Consider the following 17,552-nt stretch of genomic DNA (forward strand, 5'->3'; position numbering starts at 1 on the left):
AAGGAGCTGTTTCACGATTGATCAATGCTGAAGTGGATATGTACAGGCCTGAGCCGCATCTGTACATCCGGTTGGCGAGATTTATTCGGTGACAGAGCTGATGCAGGACTGTGGGAGCAGAGCTTGCTCGCGATAAGGCCGGACGCGGTTCACTTTAGAACTGCGGTGCCCTTATCGCGAGCAAGCTCTGCTCCCACAAGGGTTAAACCGCATTCCGGTTTTTAAACAAACTGCGCAGCCGCATACCCTGACGCCCAGGCCCACTGGAAGTTGAAGCCGCCCAGATGACCGCTGACGTCCAGTACTTCACCGATAAAATACAGCCCCGGTGACTTCAGGGATTCCATCGTCTTTGACGAAACCTCCCGCGTATCGATACCACCCAGCGTCACTTCCGCCGTGCGATAGCCTTCCGTACCTGCCGGTACGACCTGCCACGAGGCCAGCTTTGTAGCGATGTCGGCCAGTTCGGCGTGGGTGTACTGTTTCATAGGCTTGGACACGAACCACTGCTCGGCAATCAGGTTGGCCATCTTCTTGGTGAAGATTTCCCCCAGCAGGGTTTTCAATTCGCTATTGGGCCGTTCGGCCTGTTGCTCTGCCAGCCAGCCAGCAGCGTCGTGGTCAGGCAGCAGGTTGATTTCCACCGCGTCGCCGGGATGCCAGAACGAAGAAATCTGCAAAATCGCCGGGCCACTGAGGCCGCGGTGGGTGAACAGGATGTTCTCGCGAAAGCTTGTGTCGTTGCAGCTGACCAGACAGTCCACCGACGTACCGGACAGCTCGGTGCACAACTCTTTGAGCTGATCGGTGATCGTAAACGGCACCAGCCCGGCGCGGGTTGGCAGCAAGGTATGACCGAACTGTTTGCCGACCTGATAACCAAAACCGGTCGCGCCCAGGGTCGGGATCGATAAACCACCGGTAGCGATCACCAGCGATTCACAGCTGATGCTGCCCAGCGTTGTGGTCAAGCTGTATCCGCTTTCGGTTTTTTCGATCTGCTGCACGGAAGTGTCCATGTGCAGGCTGGCACCGGCCTGCCTGCATTCGTCGAGTAGCATTTCGAGGATGTCGCTGGACTTGTTATCGCAGAACAACTGCCCGAGCTTTTTCTCGTGGTACGGCACGCCGTGTTTGCCCACCAGGCCGATGAAATCCCACTGGGTGTAACGCGCCAGCGCTGACTTGCAGAAGTGCGGATTCTGCGAGAGGAAGTTACTCGACTCGGTGTACATATTGGTGAAATTGCAACGCCCGCCACCGGACATGAGGATCTTCTTGCCGGGCTTGTTGGCGTGATCGATCAGCATCACTTTGCGGCCACGGCCAGCGGCAGTCAGCGCGCACATCAAACCTGCGGCGCCAGCGCCAATGATCACAACGTCAGTAACGGGCAAAGCGATTTCCTCGGGGTGTGGATGTTTATGTGGGAGCCGAGCTTGCTCGCGATAAGGCTGGACGCGATCTAAAGCAAACCGCGCTCAGTCTTATCGCGAGCAAGCTCGGCTCCCACATAGGATCTATTTGGTCTGGAAAATTACCTTACAAAATCCGCACGCGCAGCGACTTGCCTTTGATCTTGCCGTTGTTCAAGCGCTCAAGCGCCTGTTTGGCGACGCCGCGTTCAACTGCTACATAAGCCTGGAAATCGAAGATCGCGATCTTGCCCACCTGTGCGCCAGGAATACCGGCTTCGCCCGTCAGCGCGCCGAGAATGTCGCCTGGACGCAGCTTGTCTTTACGGCCCGAACCGATGCACAGCGTGCTCATGGTCGGGATCAGTTGCGAGCCGCCAGCGTTCTTCAGGCTGTCGAGCTGTTCCCAGCGCAACGACGCTTTCTGGATTTCTTCGATGGCGCGGGCGCGTTGGCTTTCCGATGGTGCAACGAGGCTCACCGCAATACCTTTTTCACCCGCACGACCGGTACGACCGACGCGGTGAATGTGCATCTCCGAATCACGCGCCAACTCGACGTTGATCACCATGTCCAGTGCGTCGATGTCCAGACCACGCGCTGCAACGTCAGTGGCAACCAGCACCGAAGTACTGCGGTTGGCAAACATTGCCAGCACTTGATCACGGTCGCGCTGTTCCAGATCACCATGCAGACCCACGGCGGAAATGCCTTTGGCAGTCAGGTGATCGACCACTTCCTGGCACTGCTGTTTGGTAAAGCAGAACGCTACGCAGGATTGTGGACGGAAATGCCCGAGGACTTTTACCACTGCATCGAGGCGATCTTCCGGGGAAATCTCGTAGAAAATCTGTTCGATCTGGCTGTCGGCGTGCAGGGCTTCGACCTTGACGGTCTGCGGGTCGCGCATGAACTTGGACGACAGCTGTTTGATGCCCACTGGGTAAGTAGCGGAGAACAGCAGTGTCTGACGCTTTTTCGGAGTCTGCTCGATGATGTCGGCGATGGCGTCGTAGAAGCCCATGTCCAGCATGCGGTCGGCTTCGTCGAGGATCAGCGTGTTCAAGCCATCAAGCACCAGCGAGCCTTTGCGCAAATGCTGCTGAATGCGGCCCGGGGTACCCACGATGATGTGCGCGCCGTGCTCCAGCGAGCCGATCTGCGGGCCAAACGACACGCCGCCACACAGGGTCAGGACCTTGATGTTGTCTTCCGAACGGGCCAGACGACGGATTTCTTTGGCGACCTGGTCAGCCAGTTCGCGGGTCGGGCACAACACCAGCGCCTGACAGCCGAAGTAGCGCGGGTTGATCGGGTTGAGCAGGCCGATACCGAAGGCTGCGGTCTTGCCGCTACCGGTTTTGGCCTGAGCGATGAGGTCCATTCCTTTGAGAATCACCGGCAGGCTTTGCGCCTGAATCGGCGTCATCTCGGCATAACCAAGGGACTCCAGGTTAGCCAACATGGCGGCGGACAGGGGCAAAGTATTGAAAGCGGTGTTAGTCACGGTATGGGCCTGCAAAACAAAATGTCGCGCAGTGTATCAGGTCACAGGGCCATCAGGCGCGCTCCCGCCGGGTGGTGTAGCACCCCGGATCTGTAGGAGCTGCCGAAGGCTGCGATCTCGGTGTGTCAGGAGCAATCTTTCGCAGCCTTCGGCAGCTCCTACAGAGGGTGTATTTCAAGTCGCCGCCGGCTTTGCGTCTCTGGGCGGCAGCTGCAGGAAGATCCCCGCGGCCAGCATCGCCATCACCCCCACAGTCAGGAAGGTCAGCTGGAAGGCGCCCAGCACGCTGCTCACTTCGCCGGTCGACACCTGTTCGGTAAAGCCGCCCAGCAAGGCTGCCGCACACGCCACGCCGAAGCTCAGGGACAACTGCGCCACTACCGACAGCAGGCTGTTGCCGCTGGCGGCGCTGGCGTCGTCCAGATCGATTAGGGTGACAGTGTTCATCGCGGTGAACTGTAACGAGTTCACCGCGCCCAGCAGACCCAGATGCACCAGCAGTACCCAGTACGGTGTTTGCGCATCCACCAGAGCAATACTCGACAGCAGAATACCGAGCATCAGCGTGTTGCCCGTGAGGATGATTCGATAACCCAGCCGCTCGATCAGCCAGCGCGCCACCGACTTGGCGAACATCGCTGCAGCCGCCAAAGGCAGCATGCTCATGCCCGCTTGTGACGGTGAATAACCCAGCGCCACCTGGAGCAGCAAGGGCATGAGGAAGGGCAGGGCACCGCTGCCGAGACGGGCAAACAGGTTGCCGAGAATGCCTACCGCGAAAGTACGGGTGCGGAACAGTGAAGGTGCGAACAGTGGCGACTCAACGTGCCCGGCGCGCAGCCAATAGGCTGCCAGACAACCAAAGCCTGCGAACAACAACAGCACCACGCGTAGATGCGGCAAGTGCAATTCACCGAGGCCTTCCAGGGCTATCGTGATCAACACCATCGACGCGCCAAACAGCGCGAAGCCTATGCCGTCGAATTTTGTACGGCCGCCGCCTTGCAGGTTCGGGATGAAGTGGTGCACGGCCCAGCAGCCGAGGATCCCCACCGGAATGTTGATCAGGAAGATCCAGTGCCAGCTCAGGTATTCAACCATCCAGCCACCCAGGCTCGGGCCCATCAATGGACCTAGCAGGCCGGGCAGGGTGATGAAACTCATGATCCGCACCAGCTCCGAGCGCGGGTAGGCGCGCAGCACGATCAAGCGCCCGATGGGCAGCATCAATGCGCCGCCTAAACCCTGAACAATCCGTGCGCCAACCAGCATGCCCAGTGAGTTGGAAACGGCGCACAGCAGCGAGCCAAAACTGAACAGCAGGATCGCACTGAAGAAAATCTGCTTGATGCCAAACCGGTCCGCGATCCAGCCGGAAGCGGGGATCAACAGGGCGATGGTCAGCATGTAAGCGATGACCACCGACTGCATACGCAGCGGATCTTCCGCCAGCGAGCGCGCCATGGAAGGCAGCGCCGTATTGAGAATCGTGCCGTCCAGGCTCTGCATGAAGAACGCGATAGCGACTACCCAAGGCAGCCAGCGAAGGGTTTTTTCATCCAGAAGCGGTGTGGTGGTCGGCATGTGGGTCCTTGTGGAGTTGTAGGTGGAACTGATTCCTGTGGGAGCCGGGCTTGCCCGCGATAAGGTTGAATGCGATATACCTGATATCTGCGGCGACCTTATCGCGAGCAAGCTCTGCTCCCACAGGAGAACGCGCTGTCACAAAAGCCTCATTCCACAGTGTTTTTTCAGAGGCCCTTACAACGTCAACGTCAGCTTGCTGATTAATGCACCCGGCAGCTGACTGGACGCTGTCTGGCGCTCACTATAGGTACTCGTGGACAGAATCAGTTCCCGCTCTTTGGTCAAATCTTCCAGTGCGCTGCCCAGCAGGCTGTACGCGCTGTCATCGAAACGCATGGTGCTGACCGGGGCCTGGATCTTGCCGTCTTCAACCCAGAACGTCGCGAAGCGGGTCATACCGGTCAGGCGCGCAGCAGGCTGGTCGGAGTAGTTCAAGTACCAGAGATTGCCGATGTACAGGCCGGTACCGATCTTTTCCAGAACCTGCTCCAGCTCCAGATTGCCCGCCGCCATGCTCAATGAGTTCGGCGCTTCCCAAGGCTCCGCGCCATTGGCCGTTAAACCGTACTCGGCGGCGCTGGCAGAACCCACCAATTGCTCGCGGCCTTTGCCACCCGCGATCAACGCCAGATCCCGACGTGGATAACCCTCACCGGAAAAGGCTGGCGACAGCGAACCGCTGACCTGCTCGTCGAGGCTCACCAGCGGGCTGAACTGGGCATCGCCGCTGTACAGCCGTTGCAATGGACTGGTCTTGTTCGCCAGCGACTGCGCCGAGAAACCACCCCAGCAGAGCATGCCCATGATTTCATCCATGGCGGCCGGTGCCAGATACGCACGGTATTCACCCGGTGCCAGGGTTTTCAGCGGCTTGCCGAGAAACTCCAACTGTTGGCGAGCCAGCTCGAACCGGCGCGCGAAGCCTTCGTCGCTCCAGTTGTGCCCGGCATAGTTGGCTTTGACTGCCTGACCGTTCTCGTGAAACAGACTCCAGTCGAAATTGAAGCTGTTGGCTTCATGCCAGCCAAACGCGCCCCACGAACTGGCGAAACCGCGGTATAGAGGCCCGGCGGCATAGAAGCCGACCAGATCAAGACCTTCACCAAGCTCAGCAATTTGACCGACCACATGTTCGCTGTCCGGCAACGGCAAGTCTTGAACATTTGTGTTCTGCCAGGCCTCGGTGTTGGGTTTCAGGTAAGGATCTTTCGGTAACAGCGCCACGGTTTCGCGTAATTGCTGCAGTGCTTCGCTCAAACGCTGACGATCCAGCTCGCCATCGCCGCTGAGGGTCAGTTGCAAGTCGGCGTGGCGCTCGTCGTCGATCAGTTTGAGGGTCACGCTGGCCTGCTGCACGTGGCCGACCTGACGCACCTTGGCGTGATTGAAGCGAATGAAATCCGACTCTTCCGCGTTGTAGGCGAGGGTGAAACGCTCTTGAGCGGCGATCGCACCATTGAGCGCGCGGATCAGTGCCTGAAACTGCTGTTGATGCGACATCAGGCATCCCCTCCGAATACGTCGACTTGCTTGAATACGCAGGCGGGCGAGGCATGGCCGACGCGTACCACTTGATTGGGTTCGCCTTTGCCGCAGTTAGGTGTGCCCAAAACTTTGAAGGTGCTGGCGTCGCCCACGGCGCTGAGGTTTTTCCAGAACTGCGCGGAAATCGCCCGGTAATTCGGGTTCTTCACCACGCCTTTGAGTTCGCCGTTCTCGATCAACTGGCCCCACTCGCAGCCGAACTGAAATTTGTTGCGCGCGTCGTCGATGGACCACGAACGGTTGGTGGACATCAGCACGCCGTGTTCAATGTTGCCGATCAACTGGTCGAGGGAATTATCCCCAGGCTCGATGTTGAGGTTGGCCATGCGATCAATCGGCGGACGATTCCAGTTGCACGCGCGGCTGTTGGCGACACCTGGCAAGTCGGCTCGGTATTGCGACAGCGCGCCGCCCAACGGTCTTTCCAGTACACCTTTGCGAATCAGAAACTGTTTGCTGGCGGGTGTGCCGTCATCGTCATGGCTGTAGCTCGCCAACTGCTCGGGGATGTCCGGGTCGAAGGTTACGTTGAGCAATTCGGAGCCGTATTGCAGATGGCCGAAGTCGCTGGCTTTGACGAAGCTGGTCCCCGCGTAGTTGCGCTCGTCACCCAAAATACGATCCAGCTCCAGCGGGTGGCCGATGGACTCATGGATTTGCAGGATCATCTGGTCCGGCGTCAACAGTAGATCGCGAGGGCCGTTCGGTGTGTTGGGGGCCATGATCAATTGCAGAGCCTGATCGGCGACTTTGCTTGCGGCGCCCACAAGCCCGCAATTACTGATCACTTCCGCGCCGCCTTGCTGGCCGAAGTTGTCCCGGCCCAGGCTGCGAGTCTGGCTGTCGCTGCCGTCGTAGGCGGTGACGGTCATGCCCGGATAGACAAAACGCTGCGCCCGACGAATCTGTGCGCCTGCGTTGTTCAGGTAAATCTGCTCGACGTTTTCCAGACCCAGGGTGACTTGCCAGTTCACCAGACGCTCGTCTTTCGGGACGGCGCTGGACTCACTGAGCAACAGCTGCAGGCAATCGCTTAGAGGCGGGAAGGCGTCATGCAAATGTGGCGACAGGTAGTCAGCTTGTGCGGTCGCAACCGGTTGATCGCTGAGATTGAGCAGTGCGTGAGGGGCGAGGCGTCGTGCGTGGGCTTCGGCCTGTTCCAGCGCAGCTTGCAGGCCGCGTTGCGAAATGTCCCGGGTTGCCGCGTAGGCTTCGACGCCATTGAGGCGCACGGTCAGCATCGCGCCTTCGTCGGAACTCAAATGCGGCGGTTCGGCGACATTCTTACGCACGCACAGATGCTGGCTGGTCTGACGAACATAACGCACGGAAAAGAACTGGGCACGGCTCTGCAAGGCGGTAAACCGCTGCTTGAGCTGAGCGGAAAAATCGAACATGCAGCGTCATCCTTGTTCGGGTGATGCGGGGGATTGGGCGTTGTCTGGTCCGGCGTCTTCGCGAGTGAATTCGCTCCCACAGGTGGATCGCATTTCAATGTGGGAGCGAATTCATTCGCGAAGGGCGCGACGCGGTGTAGAGCTGAAACGATGGCGTTAGATTAGGCCTGTGGCCATGTCGGGATCAAGCGCGGGCAAGGGAGAGGTTGTGGGAGCTGAGCTTGCTCGCGATAAGGTTGACGCGGTTCACACTTCAGATCGCGGCGTTCTTATCGCGGGCAAGCCCGGCTCCCACAGGTTTCATGTCATCCAGTGGGCTCGGCTACGGTGTCACCGAGTTTCATAGGGAGACTTCGAGCTCTCCCACAGGTTTTGCATTTCAGGTCTTACTGCGCAGTACGGCTCACTTCCCGCACTGGCTTGCCACGTGCTGGCTTGTCACCCGCGACGAAGTAATCAGCCGTGCTGCGTGGCAGAGGCGCGCGGCCGCGGATCTTGTCGGCGATTTTCTCGGCGATCATGATCGTTGGCGCATTCAGGTTGCCGGTGGTGATCAGCGGCATGATCGACGCATCGACCACACGCAGGCTCTGCATGCCATGCACGCGACCTTCGCCATCAACTACAGCCATTTCATCGGTGCCCATCTTGCACGAGCACGACGGGTGATAAGCCGTCTCGGCATGTTCACGAATGAACGTATCAAGGGCTTCATCCGACTGCACTTCGATGCCAGGGCTGATTTCACGGCCACGGTATTGATCGAGCGCAGGCTGCTGCATGATTTCCCGGGTCAGGCGAATGCCATCGCGGAATTCCTGCCAGTCCTGTTCGCTCGCCATGTAGTTGAACAGGATGCTCGGGTAATCGCGCGGGTTCTTCGATTTGACCTGCACACGGCCACGGCTAGGCGAACGCATCGAACCGACGTGAGCCTGGAAACCATGCTCCTGAACGCCCTTGGTGCCGTTGTAGTTAATCGCTACGGGCAGGAAGTGGTACTGAATATTCGGCCATTCAAACTCTTCGCTCGAACGAATAAAACCGCCCGCTTCGAACTGATTGCTGGCGCCGATGCCGGTGCCGAGGAACATCCACTCGGCGCCAATCGCGGGCTGGTTCCACCACAGCAGCGACGGGTACAGCGACACCGGCTTGGTGCAGGAATACTGCAGGTACATCTCCAGGTGATCCTGAAGATTCTGACCGACGCCTGGCAGATCATGAACCACAGGAATATCCAGTGCGTTCAGGACTTCAGCCGGGCCCACACCAGAGCGTTGCAGAATCTGCGGCGAGGCAATTGCGCCGCTGCAGAGCAATACTTCCTTGCGGGCTTTAGCTTCGATGCGCGCATCGCTGTCGCCGACCAGATAGCTCACGCCCACGGCTTTTTTGCCGTCGAACAGGATTCGGTCAGTCAGCGCGTGAGTGACGATGGTCAGGGTCGAGCGCTTCTTGGCTTCATCCAGATAGCCGCGAGCGGTGCTGGCGCGGCGGCCTTTAGGCGTCACAGTGCGATCCATCGGCCCAAAGCCTTCTTGCTGATAACCGTTGAGGTCATCGGTGCGCGGGTAACCGGCTTGCACACCGGCTTCGACCATGGCGTGGAACAGCGGGTTGTTGCCGGCTTTTGGCGTGGTCACGCTGACCGGACCGTCGCCGCCATGGTAGTCGTTGGCGCCGATGTCACGGGTTTCTGCCTTGCGGAAATACGGCAGGCAATCGGCGTAGGTCCAGTCTTCCAGGCCAGGGTTCTTCGCCCAGCCGTCGTAGTCCATCGCGTTACCGCGGATGTAGCACATGCCGTTGATCAGCGAAGAGCCGCCAAGGCCTTTGCCGCGACCGCATTCCATACGGCGACCGCCCATGTGTGGCTCTGGGTCGGTTTCGTAGGCCCAGTTGTAGCGACGGCCCTGGAGCGGGAATGCCAGAGCAGCGGGCATTTGTGTACGGAAATCCAGACGATAGTCCGGGCCGCCAGCTTCCAGCAGCAGAACGGTGACGCCTGCGTCTTCGGTGAGACGGGCTGCCAAGGTGTTACCGGCCGAACCTGCGCCGATGATGATGTAATCGAATTCCTGGGACATTACTGCACCCTCTTTGAAAAATGGGGAAGGTCACGCAATCCCTGTAGGAGTGAACTTGTTCGCGATAAAGTCGGAACGACTTTCCTGCGGTGGTGTGCTCACCACCTTTTGCGACTGCTGCGCAGCCGATCGCGAACAAGTTCACTCCTACAGGGTCCGGGGCGGCAGTTGAATTGCCGCCCGGTAGGGGGTTGGTTAGAACACCGAAGCGTAATCACCCAACTCAACCTGAACGGACTTGATCCGCGTGTACTGCGCCAGTGAACTGATGCCGTTTTCGCGACCAACGCCTGATTGCTTGTAGCCACCGACCGGCATTTTTGCGTCGGACTCGCCCCAGGCGTTGATCCAGCAAATGCCTGCTTCAAGCTGGTGAATCACACGATGCGCACGGTTCAGGTCTTTGGTGACGATGCCAGCAGCCAAGCCGAAATCAGTGTCGTTGGCGCGGCGAATGACTTCTTCTTCAGTGTCGTAACCGAGGATGCTCATCACCGGGCCGAAGATTTCTTCCTGGACGATTTTCATGTCGTCAGTGCAATCAGTGAAAACCGTTGGAGCGACATAAGCGCCCTTGGCCAGTTCACCTTCGGTCAGTCGCTCGCCACCGGCCAGCAGGCGTGCGCCTTGCTCTTTGCCGGATGCGATGTAGCCCAGTACGTTTTCCATGTGGGAGAAGCTGACCAGCGGGCCGAAATTGGTATTTTCGTCTTCCGGGTCGCCGACACGGATGCGCTTAACGCGCTCCAGGATTTTTGCTTCAAACGCGCTCTTCAACGCATTAGGTACGAACACGCGTGTGCCGTTGGTGCAGACCTGGCCGGAGCTGTAGAAGTTGGCCATCATCGCAACGTCGGCGGCGCGATCCAGATCGGCGTCGTCGAAGATGATCAGCGGTGATTTGCCGCCCAGCTCCATGGTCACTTCTTTCAGGGACGAACCCGAAGCGCTGGCCATGACTTTCTTGCCGGTTTGCACGCCGCCGGTAAACGAGATCTTCTCGATGCGCGGGTGTTCGGTCAGCCAACTGCCGACTTCAGCGCCTGTGCCCGGCAGTACGTTGAACACGCCATCGGGCACGCCTGCTTCGGTGTAGATTTCAGCCAGCTTCAAGGTGGTCAGCGAAGTGACTTCACTTGGCTTGAAGATCATCGCGTTACCGGCAGCCAGTGCCGGAGCGGACTTCCACAGGGCGATCTGAATCGGGTAGTTCCACGCGCCGATACCGGCAACTACACCCAGCGGCTCGCGGCGGGTGTAAACGAAGGAGGAGGTGCGCAGCGGAATCTGCTCGCCTTCGATGGCGGGTACCAGGCCTGCGTAGTATTCCAGTACGTCTGCACCGGTCACGATGTCGACGTATTTGGTTTCGGAGAAAGCTTTGCCGGTGTCCAGTGTTTCCAGTGCGGCCAGTTCATCGTTGCGTTCACGCAGGATGTCCACGGCACGGCGCAGGATGCGCGAGCGTTCCATGGCGGTCATTTCGGCCCAGATTTTCTGGCCCTTTTCGGCGCTGACTACGGCGCGTTCAACGTCTTCTTTGGAGGCACGCTGGACCTGAGCCAACAGCTCACCGTTGGCCGGGTTGATAGCGTCGAAGGTTGCATTGCTGGTGGCGTCTACATAGCCGCCGTGGATGTAAAGTTTTTGCTGTTCGAAACGGGCCATAAAGTCCTCGCAAATTCAGAGTGGCTGGCGATGACTCGCGTCAGGTTGCCTTAGCAAATTGGGCAACATGGGGGCGTAGTCGTTCGGTGCTCGCCTCATCAAATGTGAAACGTTTCAGCTCACCGCTTTCGCCAGTTGGAAGTCCATGTATTCGTAGGCGATCTGCTGCGCCTGGTCGGTGTCGAACGCATCGCCCGACAGCGCGCCGCGCAGCCATAAACCGTCGATCAGTGCCGCAAGACCGCGGGCCGCGCTACGCGCTTGCTCCGGTGCCAGTACACGGCGGAACTGACAGCACAGGTTCGAATACAGGCGGTGATCGTTGATCCGCTGCAGCCTGTGCAATGACGGGTGGTGCATGCTGGTAGCCCAGAAGGCCAGCCAGGTTTTCATCGCCGGGCCATTAACCTGACTGGCGTCGAAGTTGCCCTCGATGATCACTTGCAGATGCGCCCTGGGGCTGTCATCGGTGAGGGCCTGACGACGCTCGCGTACGGTCAGGATCAGGGCATTCATCAGGTGGCGCATGGTGGCTGCGATCAGGCCGTTCTTGTCCTGAAAGTAGTGGCTGATGATGCCGTTCGAGACACCTGCCAGACGAGCAATCAGCGCAATGCTGGCGTCGCCCATACCGACTTGATCGACCGCAGTAAGCGTGGCCTGGATCAACTGCTGGCGGCGGATGGGTTGCATACCGACCTTGGGCATTCGCTAAATCTCCTGATTCGCCTGACTGATCGCTCTGCCCAAAAAGGCTCGACCAGTCTAAAGATTTTTTATTGAACGTTCAATCAATAAAAAATGATGGGCGTGCGGAAAGCCTTGTAAATGCACATGTGTGGGGCTATGAAATTCGGTTCCCTTGTGGGAGCAGAGCTTGCTCGCGATAAACGATAACGCGGTGTGTCTTCAAGCTGCGTCTCATGCATCGCGAGCAAGCTCTGCTCCCACAAGGGGCTTACCCTAGATTCTTGCCGAGCAACGCGTGATACAACTCGCTATCCCCCAATATCCCGACCACCTGGTTGCCATCCTGCAGCACCAGCTTGTTACCCGTCTGATAACGAATCTGCAGGGCGTCGCGCATGCCGATATTGGAGTGCACCAGGGTCGGCTTGCGGTCCAGCGTGTCCATCGGTTGGCCCGGCGTCCAGTTTTGCAGGTCGAGTTGACCGGCACCCTGGCGTGCTCCTTTGATGGTGTTGCCTTCGGCCAGATCGAGCCATGAGTCTGCACCCGGGTCCAGACACACCGAACCATTCACTTTGGTGCAGTTGTCCAGTGTGCGCATCAGGCTGCGGCCGCACAGCACATTGAGCGGGTTGGTATGTGCGACGAAGGTACGCACATACTCATCGGCGGGGTTGAGCACAATCTGTTCCGGCACGCTGTACTGCACGATGCGACCGTCTTTCATGATCGCAATCCGGCTGCCCAGCTTCAGCGCTTCGTCCAGGTCGTGGCTGACGAACACGATGGTTTTATTCAGCTTGCTCTGCAGGTCCAGCAGTTCATCCTGCAAACCCTGGCGGATCAACGGGTCAAGTGCCGAGAAGGGTTCATCCATCAACAGAATGTCGGCGTCCATGGCCAATGCCCGAGCCAGACCGACGCGCTGTTGCATGCCGCCGGATAGCTCATCGGGCTTCTTGTTGCGCCACTGAGTCAGGCCGACCAGTTGGAGCTTTTCATCCACCAGCTTGCGGCGTTCTTTCTCGGGGCGGCCCTGCATTTCCAAGCCAAAGCTGATGTTCTCGCGCACGGTCAGCCAAGGCATCAGGGCGAATTTCTGGAACACCATGGCGATGCGTTTGGTACGCATCAGTTTCAGCTCGGCCGGGGTGCAATTGGCGATATTGATCTGTGAGCCTTCGTGCTCGACATAGAGCGCGCCACGGCTAACCGTGTTGAGGCCGTTGATGCAGCGCAGCAGGCTGGACTTGCCCGAACCGGACAGGCCCATCAGTACACAGATTTCGCCTTTCTCGATGTCCAGACTGGCTTTTTCGACACCGACGATCTGGCCGGTTTTCTTCAGGATCTGATCACGGGTCAAGCCTTCATCAAGCAGCTTGAGTGCTTCGCGAGGATCATTGGCAAAGATGACGTCGACGTTATCGAACTTGATAATGCTCATGCGTCAGCCCTCACTTTGGTTTCGGGTTGTTTGCAGATACGGTCGAGCATGATTGCCAGCAATACGATCGCCAGGCCTGCTTCGAAGCCTTGGGAAATGTCAGCAGTGTTCAATGCGTTAACCACGGGTTTGCCCAAGCCATCGGCGCCCACCAGTGCGGCAATCACCACCATCGACAACGACAGCATGATGCACTGGGTAATACCGGCAGCGATGCTCGGCATGGCGTAGGGCAGCTCGATTCGGGTCAGCAGTTGACGACGCGATGAGCCAAAGGCTTTACCGGCATCGAGCAATTCATGGGGAACATCACGGATACCCAGATACGTCAGCCGGATCGGCGCAGCAATGGCGAAGACCACCGTTGAAATCAGGCCGGGCACCACGCCCAGGCCGAACAGCGTCAGGGTAGGGATCAGGTAAACAAAGGTCGGTACGGTTTGCATCAAGTCCAGCACCGGGCGCATCACGGTGTAGAACATCGGTTTGTGGGCGGCAACAATGCCCAGCGGCACACCGATGATGACGCAGACGAAGGTCGCGAACAGCACTTGTGCCAGGGTCTCCAGGGTTTGATCCCAGTAGCCCAGATTGAGGATCAGCAGAAACGACGCGACGACGAACGCAGTCAGGCCCCATTTGCGCTGGATGAAATGCGCGAGCAGAGCGATCAGGCCGATCAGCACGAAGGGGTTGAACCAAGTCAGCGCAAACGTCAGGCCGTGGATCATGGTTTCAAGCGATGACGCGATTGCATCGAAAGTGCTGGCGCCGTGTTGGGTCAGCCAGTCTACGAAGGCCGCGATGTACTCGCCTAAGGGAATTTTATGATCTGTCAGCATGGTATCGATTGTCCGCTTGCGGGAGAAAAGGGGGACAACAGGCGGGCGTACCCGCCTGCTTGTCTGCTTACTTCGTCAGCTTGGCTTTTACTGCCTCCAGGCCAGGTTTGCCATCAATGGTGGTGACGCCTGCGAGCCAGGTGTCGAGCACTTGCGGGTTGGCTTTGAGCCAGGCTTTGGCGGCAGCGTCAGGCTTCTGCTTGTCGTCCAGAACCTTGCCCATCAACGTGCTTTCCATGTCGAGGGTGAACGACAGGTTTTTCAGCAGTTGGCCCACGTTGCTACATTCCTGGGCATAGCCTTTACGGGTGTTGGTGAAGATGGTGGCCTGACCGAAGTTAGGACCGAAGAAGTCATCGCCGCCCGTCAGGTATTGCATCTTGAAGCGGGTGTTCATTGGATGCGGTTCCCAGCCCAGGAACACCACATCGGACTTGCGACGCTGAGCACGATCAACCTGAGAGAGCATGCCCGCTTCGCTGGATTCGACGACTTTGAAGCCGGCGTCTTTCAGGCCGAAAGCGTTCTTGTCGATCATGCTCTGGATCAGGCGGTTGCCGTCGTTACCCGGCTCGATGCCGTAGATTTTGCCGTCCAGTTCCTTCTTGAACTTGGCGATGTCGGCGAAATCTTTCAGGCCCTTGTCATAGAGCACCTGAGGAACGGCCAGGGTGTATTTGGCGTTTTCCAGGTTGGCGCGGATGGTCTCGACAGTGCCTGCGTCACGATACGGCTTGATGTCGTTTTCCATGGTCGGCATCCAGTTGCCAAGGAACACGTCCATGTTCTTGCCGTCGGCCAGAGACTTGTAAGTGACTGGCACGGAAATCATCGTGGTTTTGGTTTTGTAGCCGAGGGATTCAAGAACGGCGCTGGTGACGGCGGTGGTGACAGTGATGTCTGTCCAGCCGACATCCGAAAAGTTGACCGTGCTGCACTGCTCAGGCTCAGCGGCCTGTGCCAGCATCGGTAAGCCCAGCGCAACAGCCAGTAGCAACGATTTAGAACCTTTCATTAGCGGACTCCCTTGGTGTTTTTTTCTCGCTATCAGCTTCGCAAGCTGACGCGGTTGGTGTTTTTTTGGCTGAAGTACAAGGCGTTTGATCAAGGCTCTTCCACTGCGCTGGCGAACGAGTCGATACGGATCATGTAACAGCAAAAATCAAACGCCTACAGGGGGCGTCGTAACCAGTACACAGGGCGTCGTATCCAGTGTTGGTGACGTCGCTTACAGGTTTTTTCCATGCCGTAAGCCTGCTTTTGCTGCGCGAACGCGGCAAAAAACGGCATAAGCCATCATTCCGCGACTCTATGAATCGCAGATGACGCAGGCGGGGATGTGCGTGTCGTTACGGGATGCCACAGGCCCTGCAAAAGCCTGATGATGCGTACATCCACGGCGGGTAACAGCAAGAGCGTAGCAGCTGCGGCAGCGCTAGCCGTTGCCCCTTAACCACTCGTCACGGTGGTTTTGGATGGTCATTTGGGTGTTATGTTCCCTGATCAAGGCTTATGAGCCGTTGCAGGAGCTGCCGAAAGCTGCGAAACAGGTGTCGGCATGCAATCCATTCGCAGCCTTCGGCAGCTCCTGCAAAGGCATACGATGGGGGTGGTTTGGAAGGTGCGCACTTATTGACCATCCCCTCGAATTACCGCCACCTTTTGGCGCGAAAGCCAGTGTATGTGGCGCAATGCTACGACCGTAGGCACTCGAATCCTGATCGTTCGTGCATTGAGTGACATCCAGATACAACGCCTGGTTTATCCCTTCACACAAGTGCTACCGAATTGCTCACCCACCCGACACAGCACGGGCCGCAACACGTGCAGACGTCGCTAATCGACAACTCGGGTCGCTGCTGACTAGACGCATCGCGACGTCGTTTTCAGGGGTTATTGAATGAGCATTCAATTTTAGGCATGGCATTTGCGTTGTCATCACAAAGCCCTGCTTCGTATGGGGCAATAACAAGAGCCTCCGCCTGAGGCCTCCCAACCGCTTTGTGTGAGGAGATACTGTGATGACTTCGTTCAACTCCGGGGCCCAACCCCAGAATCGCGCACCACAATCCATTGGCTTTCTGCTGCTGGATAACTTCACTCTGATATCTCTCGCATCAGCGGTTGAACCTCTGCGTATGGCTAATCAGCTGTCGGGCCGCGAGTTGTATCGCTGGACCACACTGAGTGCCGACGGCGGCCAGATCTGGGCCAGCGACGGTCTGCAGATCACGCCGGATGCGGCCATGCACAAGACGCCGGAATTGGACACTGTGATTGTCTGTGGCGGCGTTGGCATTCAACGCACAGTGACCCGTGAACACGTCAGCTGGCTGCAAAGCCAGGCGCGTCAGTCGCGTCGGCTTGGTGCGGTCTGCACCGGCAGTTGGGCGCTGGCCTGCGCCGGTTTGCTGGATGGCTTTGATTGCAGCGTGCACTGGGAATGTCTGGCCTCGATGCAGGAAGCTTTCCCCCGTGTCGCCATGAGCACCCGCTTGTTCACTCTGGACCGCAACCGCTTCACCAGCTCCGGTGGCACCGCGCCACTGGACATGATGCTGCACCTGATCAGCCGTGATCACGGGCGTGAACTGTCGGCCGCGATTTCGGAAATGTTCGTCTACGAACGCATTCGTAATGAACAGGATCACCAGCGAGTGCCGCTCAAGCACATGCTTGGCACCAATCAGCCGAAGCTGCAGGAAATTGTTGCACTGATGGAAGCCAACCTTGAAGAGCCGATCGACCTGGATGAACTGGCGGTTTATGTCGCTGTTTCCCGTCGTCAGTTGGAGAGGCTGTTCCAGAAATACCTGCACTGTTCGCCGTCGCGCTACTACCTCAAGTTGCGCCTGATCCGTGCCCGGCAATTGCTCAAACAAACGCCGATGTCGATCATTGAAGTTGCCTCGGTGTGCGGTTTTGTGTCTACCCCGCACTTTTCCAAGTGCTATCGCGAATACTTCGGCATCCCGCCGCGTGACGAGCGCGTAGGCTCCAATACCACCCAGCAAGTGGCGATGATGCCTATCCCGCAAGCGATGGTTCTGGCACCGCTGTCTGGACCGCTGTCGGCGTTGAGCCAGGCGCGTAATGAGTCAACGTTTGCGAGTGTGCGGCTGTAAAGCAAGTACATCATCTTAGGTCGTGGGACCGGCTTCAGTCTGGAAGAAGCCGGTTGACCGCCATCAACTCTGCGTTGTGATATACGCCTTCCTGGCTCCAGCCAGCTTCCCCATCCCTCCCTTGAAGCCTCCCTCCTTTCGCTATATCTCTGCACCGTCCCTATCGTGATTGATACTTAGACGACCTTATTGCTCGGGCGCACCATAGGCTCACCGTATGACGGTCGTAAGTTAAT

The 17,552-nt window shown here is 58.2% G+C and carries 12 protein-coding genes; 1 reads left to right on the forward strand and 11 read right to left on the reverse strand.

The window, feature by feature from the left end; translation table 11 throughout:
* Positions 1–221: 221 nt before the first annotated feature.
* The 11 genes from AUC61_RS02470 to AUC61_RS02520 all read right to left on the reverse strand — a co-directional run bounded on the left by AUC61_RS02470 (position 222) and on the right by AUC61_RS02520 (position 15,206).
* Positions 222–1,400 carry a BaiN/RdsA family NAD(P)/FAD-dependent oxidoreductase gene (locus AUC61_RS02470; protein WP_243244298.1) on the reverse strand — a complete coding sequence of 393 codons (1,179 nt, stop codon included), beginning with the start codon at positions 1,398–1,400 and terminating at the stop codon, positions 222–224.
* A 145-nt stretch (positions 1,401–1,545) separates the two neighbouring features.
* On the reverse strand, positions 1,546–2,925 hold the full coding sequence (gene dbpA, locus AUC61_RS02475) for an ATP-dependent RNA helicase DbpA (protein WP_243244299.1): 1,380 nt from the start codon (positions 2,923–2,925) through the stop codon (positions 1,546–1,548).
* Positions 2,926–3,099: 174 nt separating this feature from the next.
* On the reverse strand, positions 3,100–4,509 hold the full coding sequence (mdtD, locus tag AUC61_RS02480; protein ID WP_243244300.1) for a multidrug transporter subunit MdtD: 1,410 nt from the start codon (positions 4,507–4,509) through the stop codon (positions 3,100–3,102).
* Between the two features lie 177 nt (positions 4,510–4,686).
* Positions 4,687–6,012 (reverse strand): TldD/PmbA family protein, encoded by a 1,326-nt coding sequence (locus AUC61_RS02485; RefSeq protein ID WP_243244301.1) that lies wholly within the window; start codon positions 6,010–6,012, stop codon positions 4,687–4,689.
* Positions 6,012–7,454 carry a TldD/PmbA family protein gene (locus tag AUC61_RS02490; protein ID WP_243244302.1) on the reverse strand — a complete coding sequence of 481 codons (1,443 nt, stop codon included), beginning with the start codon at positions 7,452–7,454 and terminating at the stop codon, positions 6,012–6,014. The genes AUC61_RS02485 and AUC61_RS02490 overlap by 1 nt, the downstream gene beginning before the upstream one ends.
* A gap of 386 nt (positions 7,455–7,840) precedes the next feature.
* A complete protein-coding gene (gene betA / locus AUC61_RS02495; protein WP_243244303.1) occupies positions 7,841–9,544 on the reverse strand; it encodes a choline dehydrogenase in 1,704 nt (567 codons plus the stop codon).
* 195 nt (positions 9,545–9,739) lie between these two features.
* Positions 9,740–11,212 carry a betaine-aldehyde dehydrogenase gene (gene betB, locus AUC61_RS02500; RefSeq protein WP_243244304.1) on the reverse strand — a complete coding sequence of 491 codons (1,473 nt, stop codon included), beginning with the start codon at positions 11,210–11,212 and terminating at the stop codon, positions 9,740–9,742.
* Positions 11,213–11,326: 114 nt separating this feature from the next.
* Positions 11,327–11,920, reverse strand: coding sequence for a transcriptional regulator BetI (gene betI, locus AUC61_RS02505; protein ID WP_122664215.1), 594 nt, complete (start codon positions 11,918–11,920; stop codon positions 11,327–11,329).
* Positions 11,921–12,170: 250 nt separating this feature from the next.
* Positions 12,171–13,349 (reverse strand): choline ABC transporter ATP-binding protein, encoded by a 1,179-nt coding sequence (gene choV / locus AUC61_RS02510; RefSeq protein WP_243244305.1) that lies wholly within the window; start codon positions 13,347–13,349, stop codon positions 12,171–12,173.
* A complete protein-coding gene (gene choW / locus AUC61_RS02515) occupies positions 13,346–14,191 on the reverse strand; it encodes a choline ABC transporter permease subunit (protein WP_095092419.1) in 846 nt (281 codons plus the stop codon). Before choW ends, choV begins: the two co-directional genes overlap by 4 nt.
* Before the next feature lie 67 nt (positions 14,192–14,258).
* Positions 14,259–15,206: a choline ABC transporter substrate-binding protein gene (locus AUC61_RS02520; protein ID WP_243244306.1), complete on the reverse strand. Its 948-nt coding sequence runs from the start codon at positions 15,204–15,206 to the stop codon at positions 14,259–14,261.
* Positions 15,207–16,212: 1,006 nt separating this feature from the next.
* On the opposite strand from AUC61_RS02520, the gene gbdR reads away from it, so the two are divergent.
* Positions 16,213–17,316: a choline metabolism transcriptional regulator GbdR gene (gene gbdR / locus AUC61_RS02525; RefSeq protein WP_243244307.1), complete on the forward strand. Its 1,104-nt coding sequence runs from the start codon at positions 16,213–16,215 to the stop codon at positions 17,314–17,316.
* Positions 17,317–17,552 lie beyond the last annotated feature (236 nt).

The organism is Pseudomonas maioricensis (genome assembly GCF_022790535.1).
Lineage (GTDB): Bacteria > Pseudomonadota > Gammaproteobacteria > Pseudomonadales > Pseudomonadaceae > Aquipseudomonas > Aquipseudomonas maioricensis.

Bases quoted from the DNA above. Each gene is read 5' to 3' on its own strand.
- mdtD (WP_243244300.1), bottom strand. From the start codon at position 4,509: ATGCCGACCACCACACCGCTTCTGGATGAAAAAACCCTTCGCTGGCTG.
- AUC61_RS02485 (WP_243244301.1), bottom strand. From the start codon at position 6,012: ATGTCGCATCAACAGCAGTTTCAGGCACTGATCCGCGCGCTCAATGGT.
- AUC61_RS02490 (WP_243244302.1), bottom strand. From the start codon at position 7,454: ATGTTCGATTTTTCCGCTCAGCTCAAGCAGCGGTTTACCGCCTTGCAG.
- betA (WP_243244303.1), bottom strand. From the start codon at position 9,544: ATGTCCCAGGAATTCGATTACATCATCATCGGCGCAGGTTCGGCCGGT.
- betB (WP_243244304.1), bottom strand. From the start codon at position 11,212: ATGGCCCGTTTCGAACAGCAAAAACTTTACATCCACGGCGGCTATGTA.
- betI (WP_122664215.1), bottom strand. From the start codon at position 11,920: ATGCCCAAGGTCGGTATGCAACCCATCCGCCGCCAGCAGTTGATCCAG.
- choV (WP_243244305.1), bottom strand. From the start codon at position 13,349: ATGAGCATTATCAAGTTCGATAACGTCGACGTCATCTTTGCCAATGAT.
- choW (WP_095092419.1), bottom strand. From the start codon at position 14,191: ATGCTGACAGATCATAAAATTCCCTTAGGCGAGTACATCGCGGCCTTC.
- AUC61_RS02520 (WP_243244306.1), bottom strand. From the start codon at position 15,206: ATGAAAGGTTCTAAATCGTTGCTACTGGCTGTTGCGCTGGGCTTACCG.
- gbdR (WP_243244307.1), top strand. From the start codon at position 16,213: ATGACTTCGTTCAACTCCGGGGCCCAACCCCAGAATCGCGCACCACAA.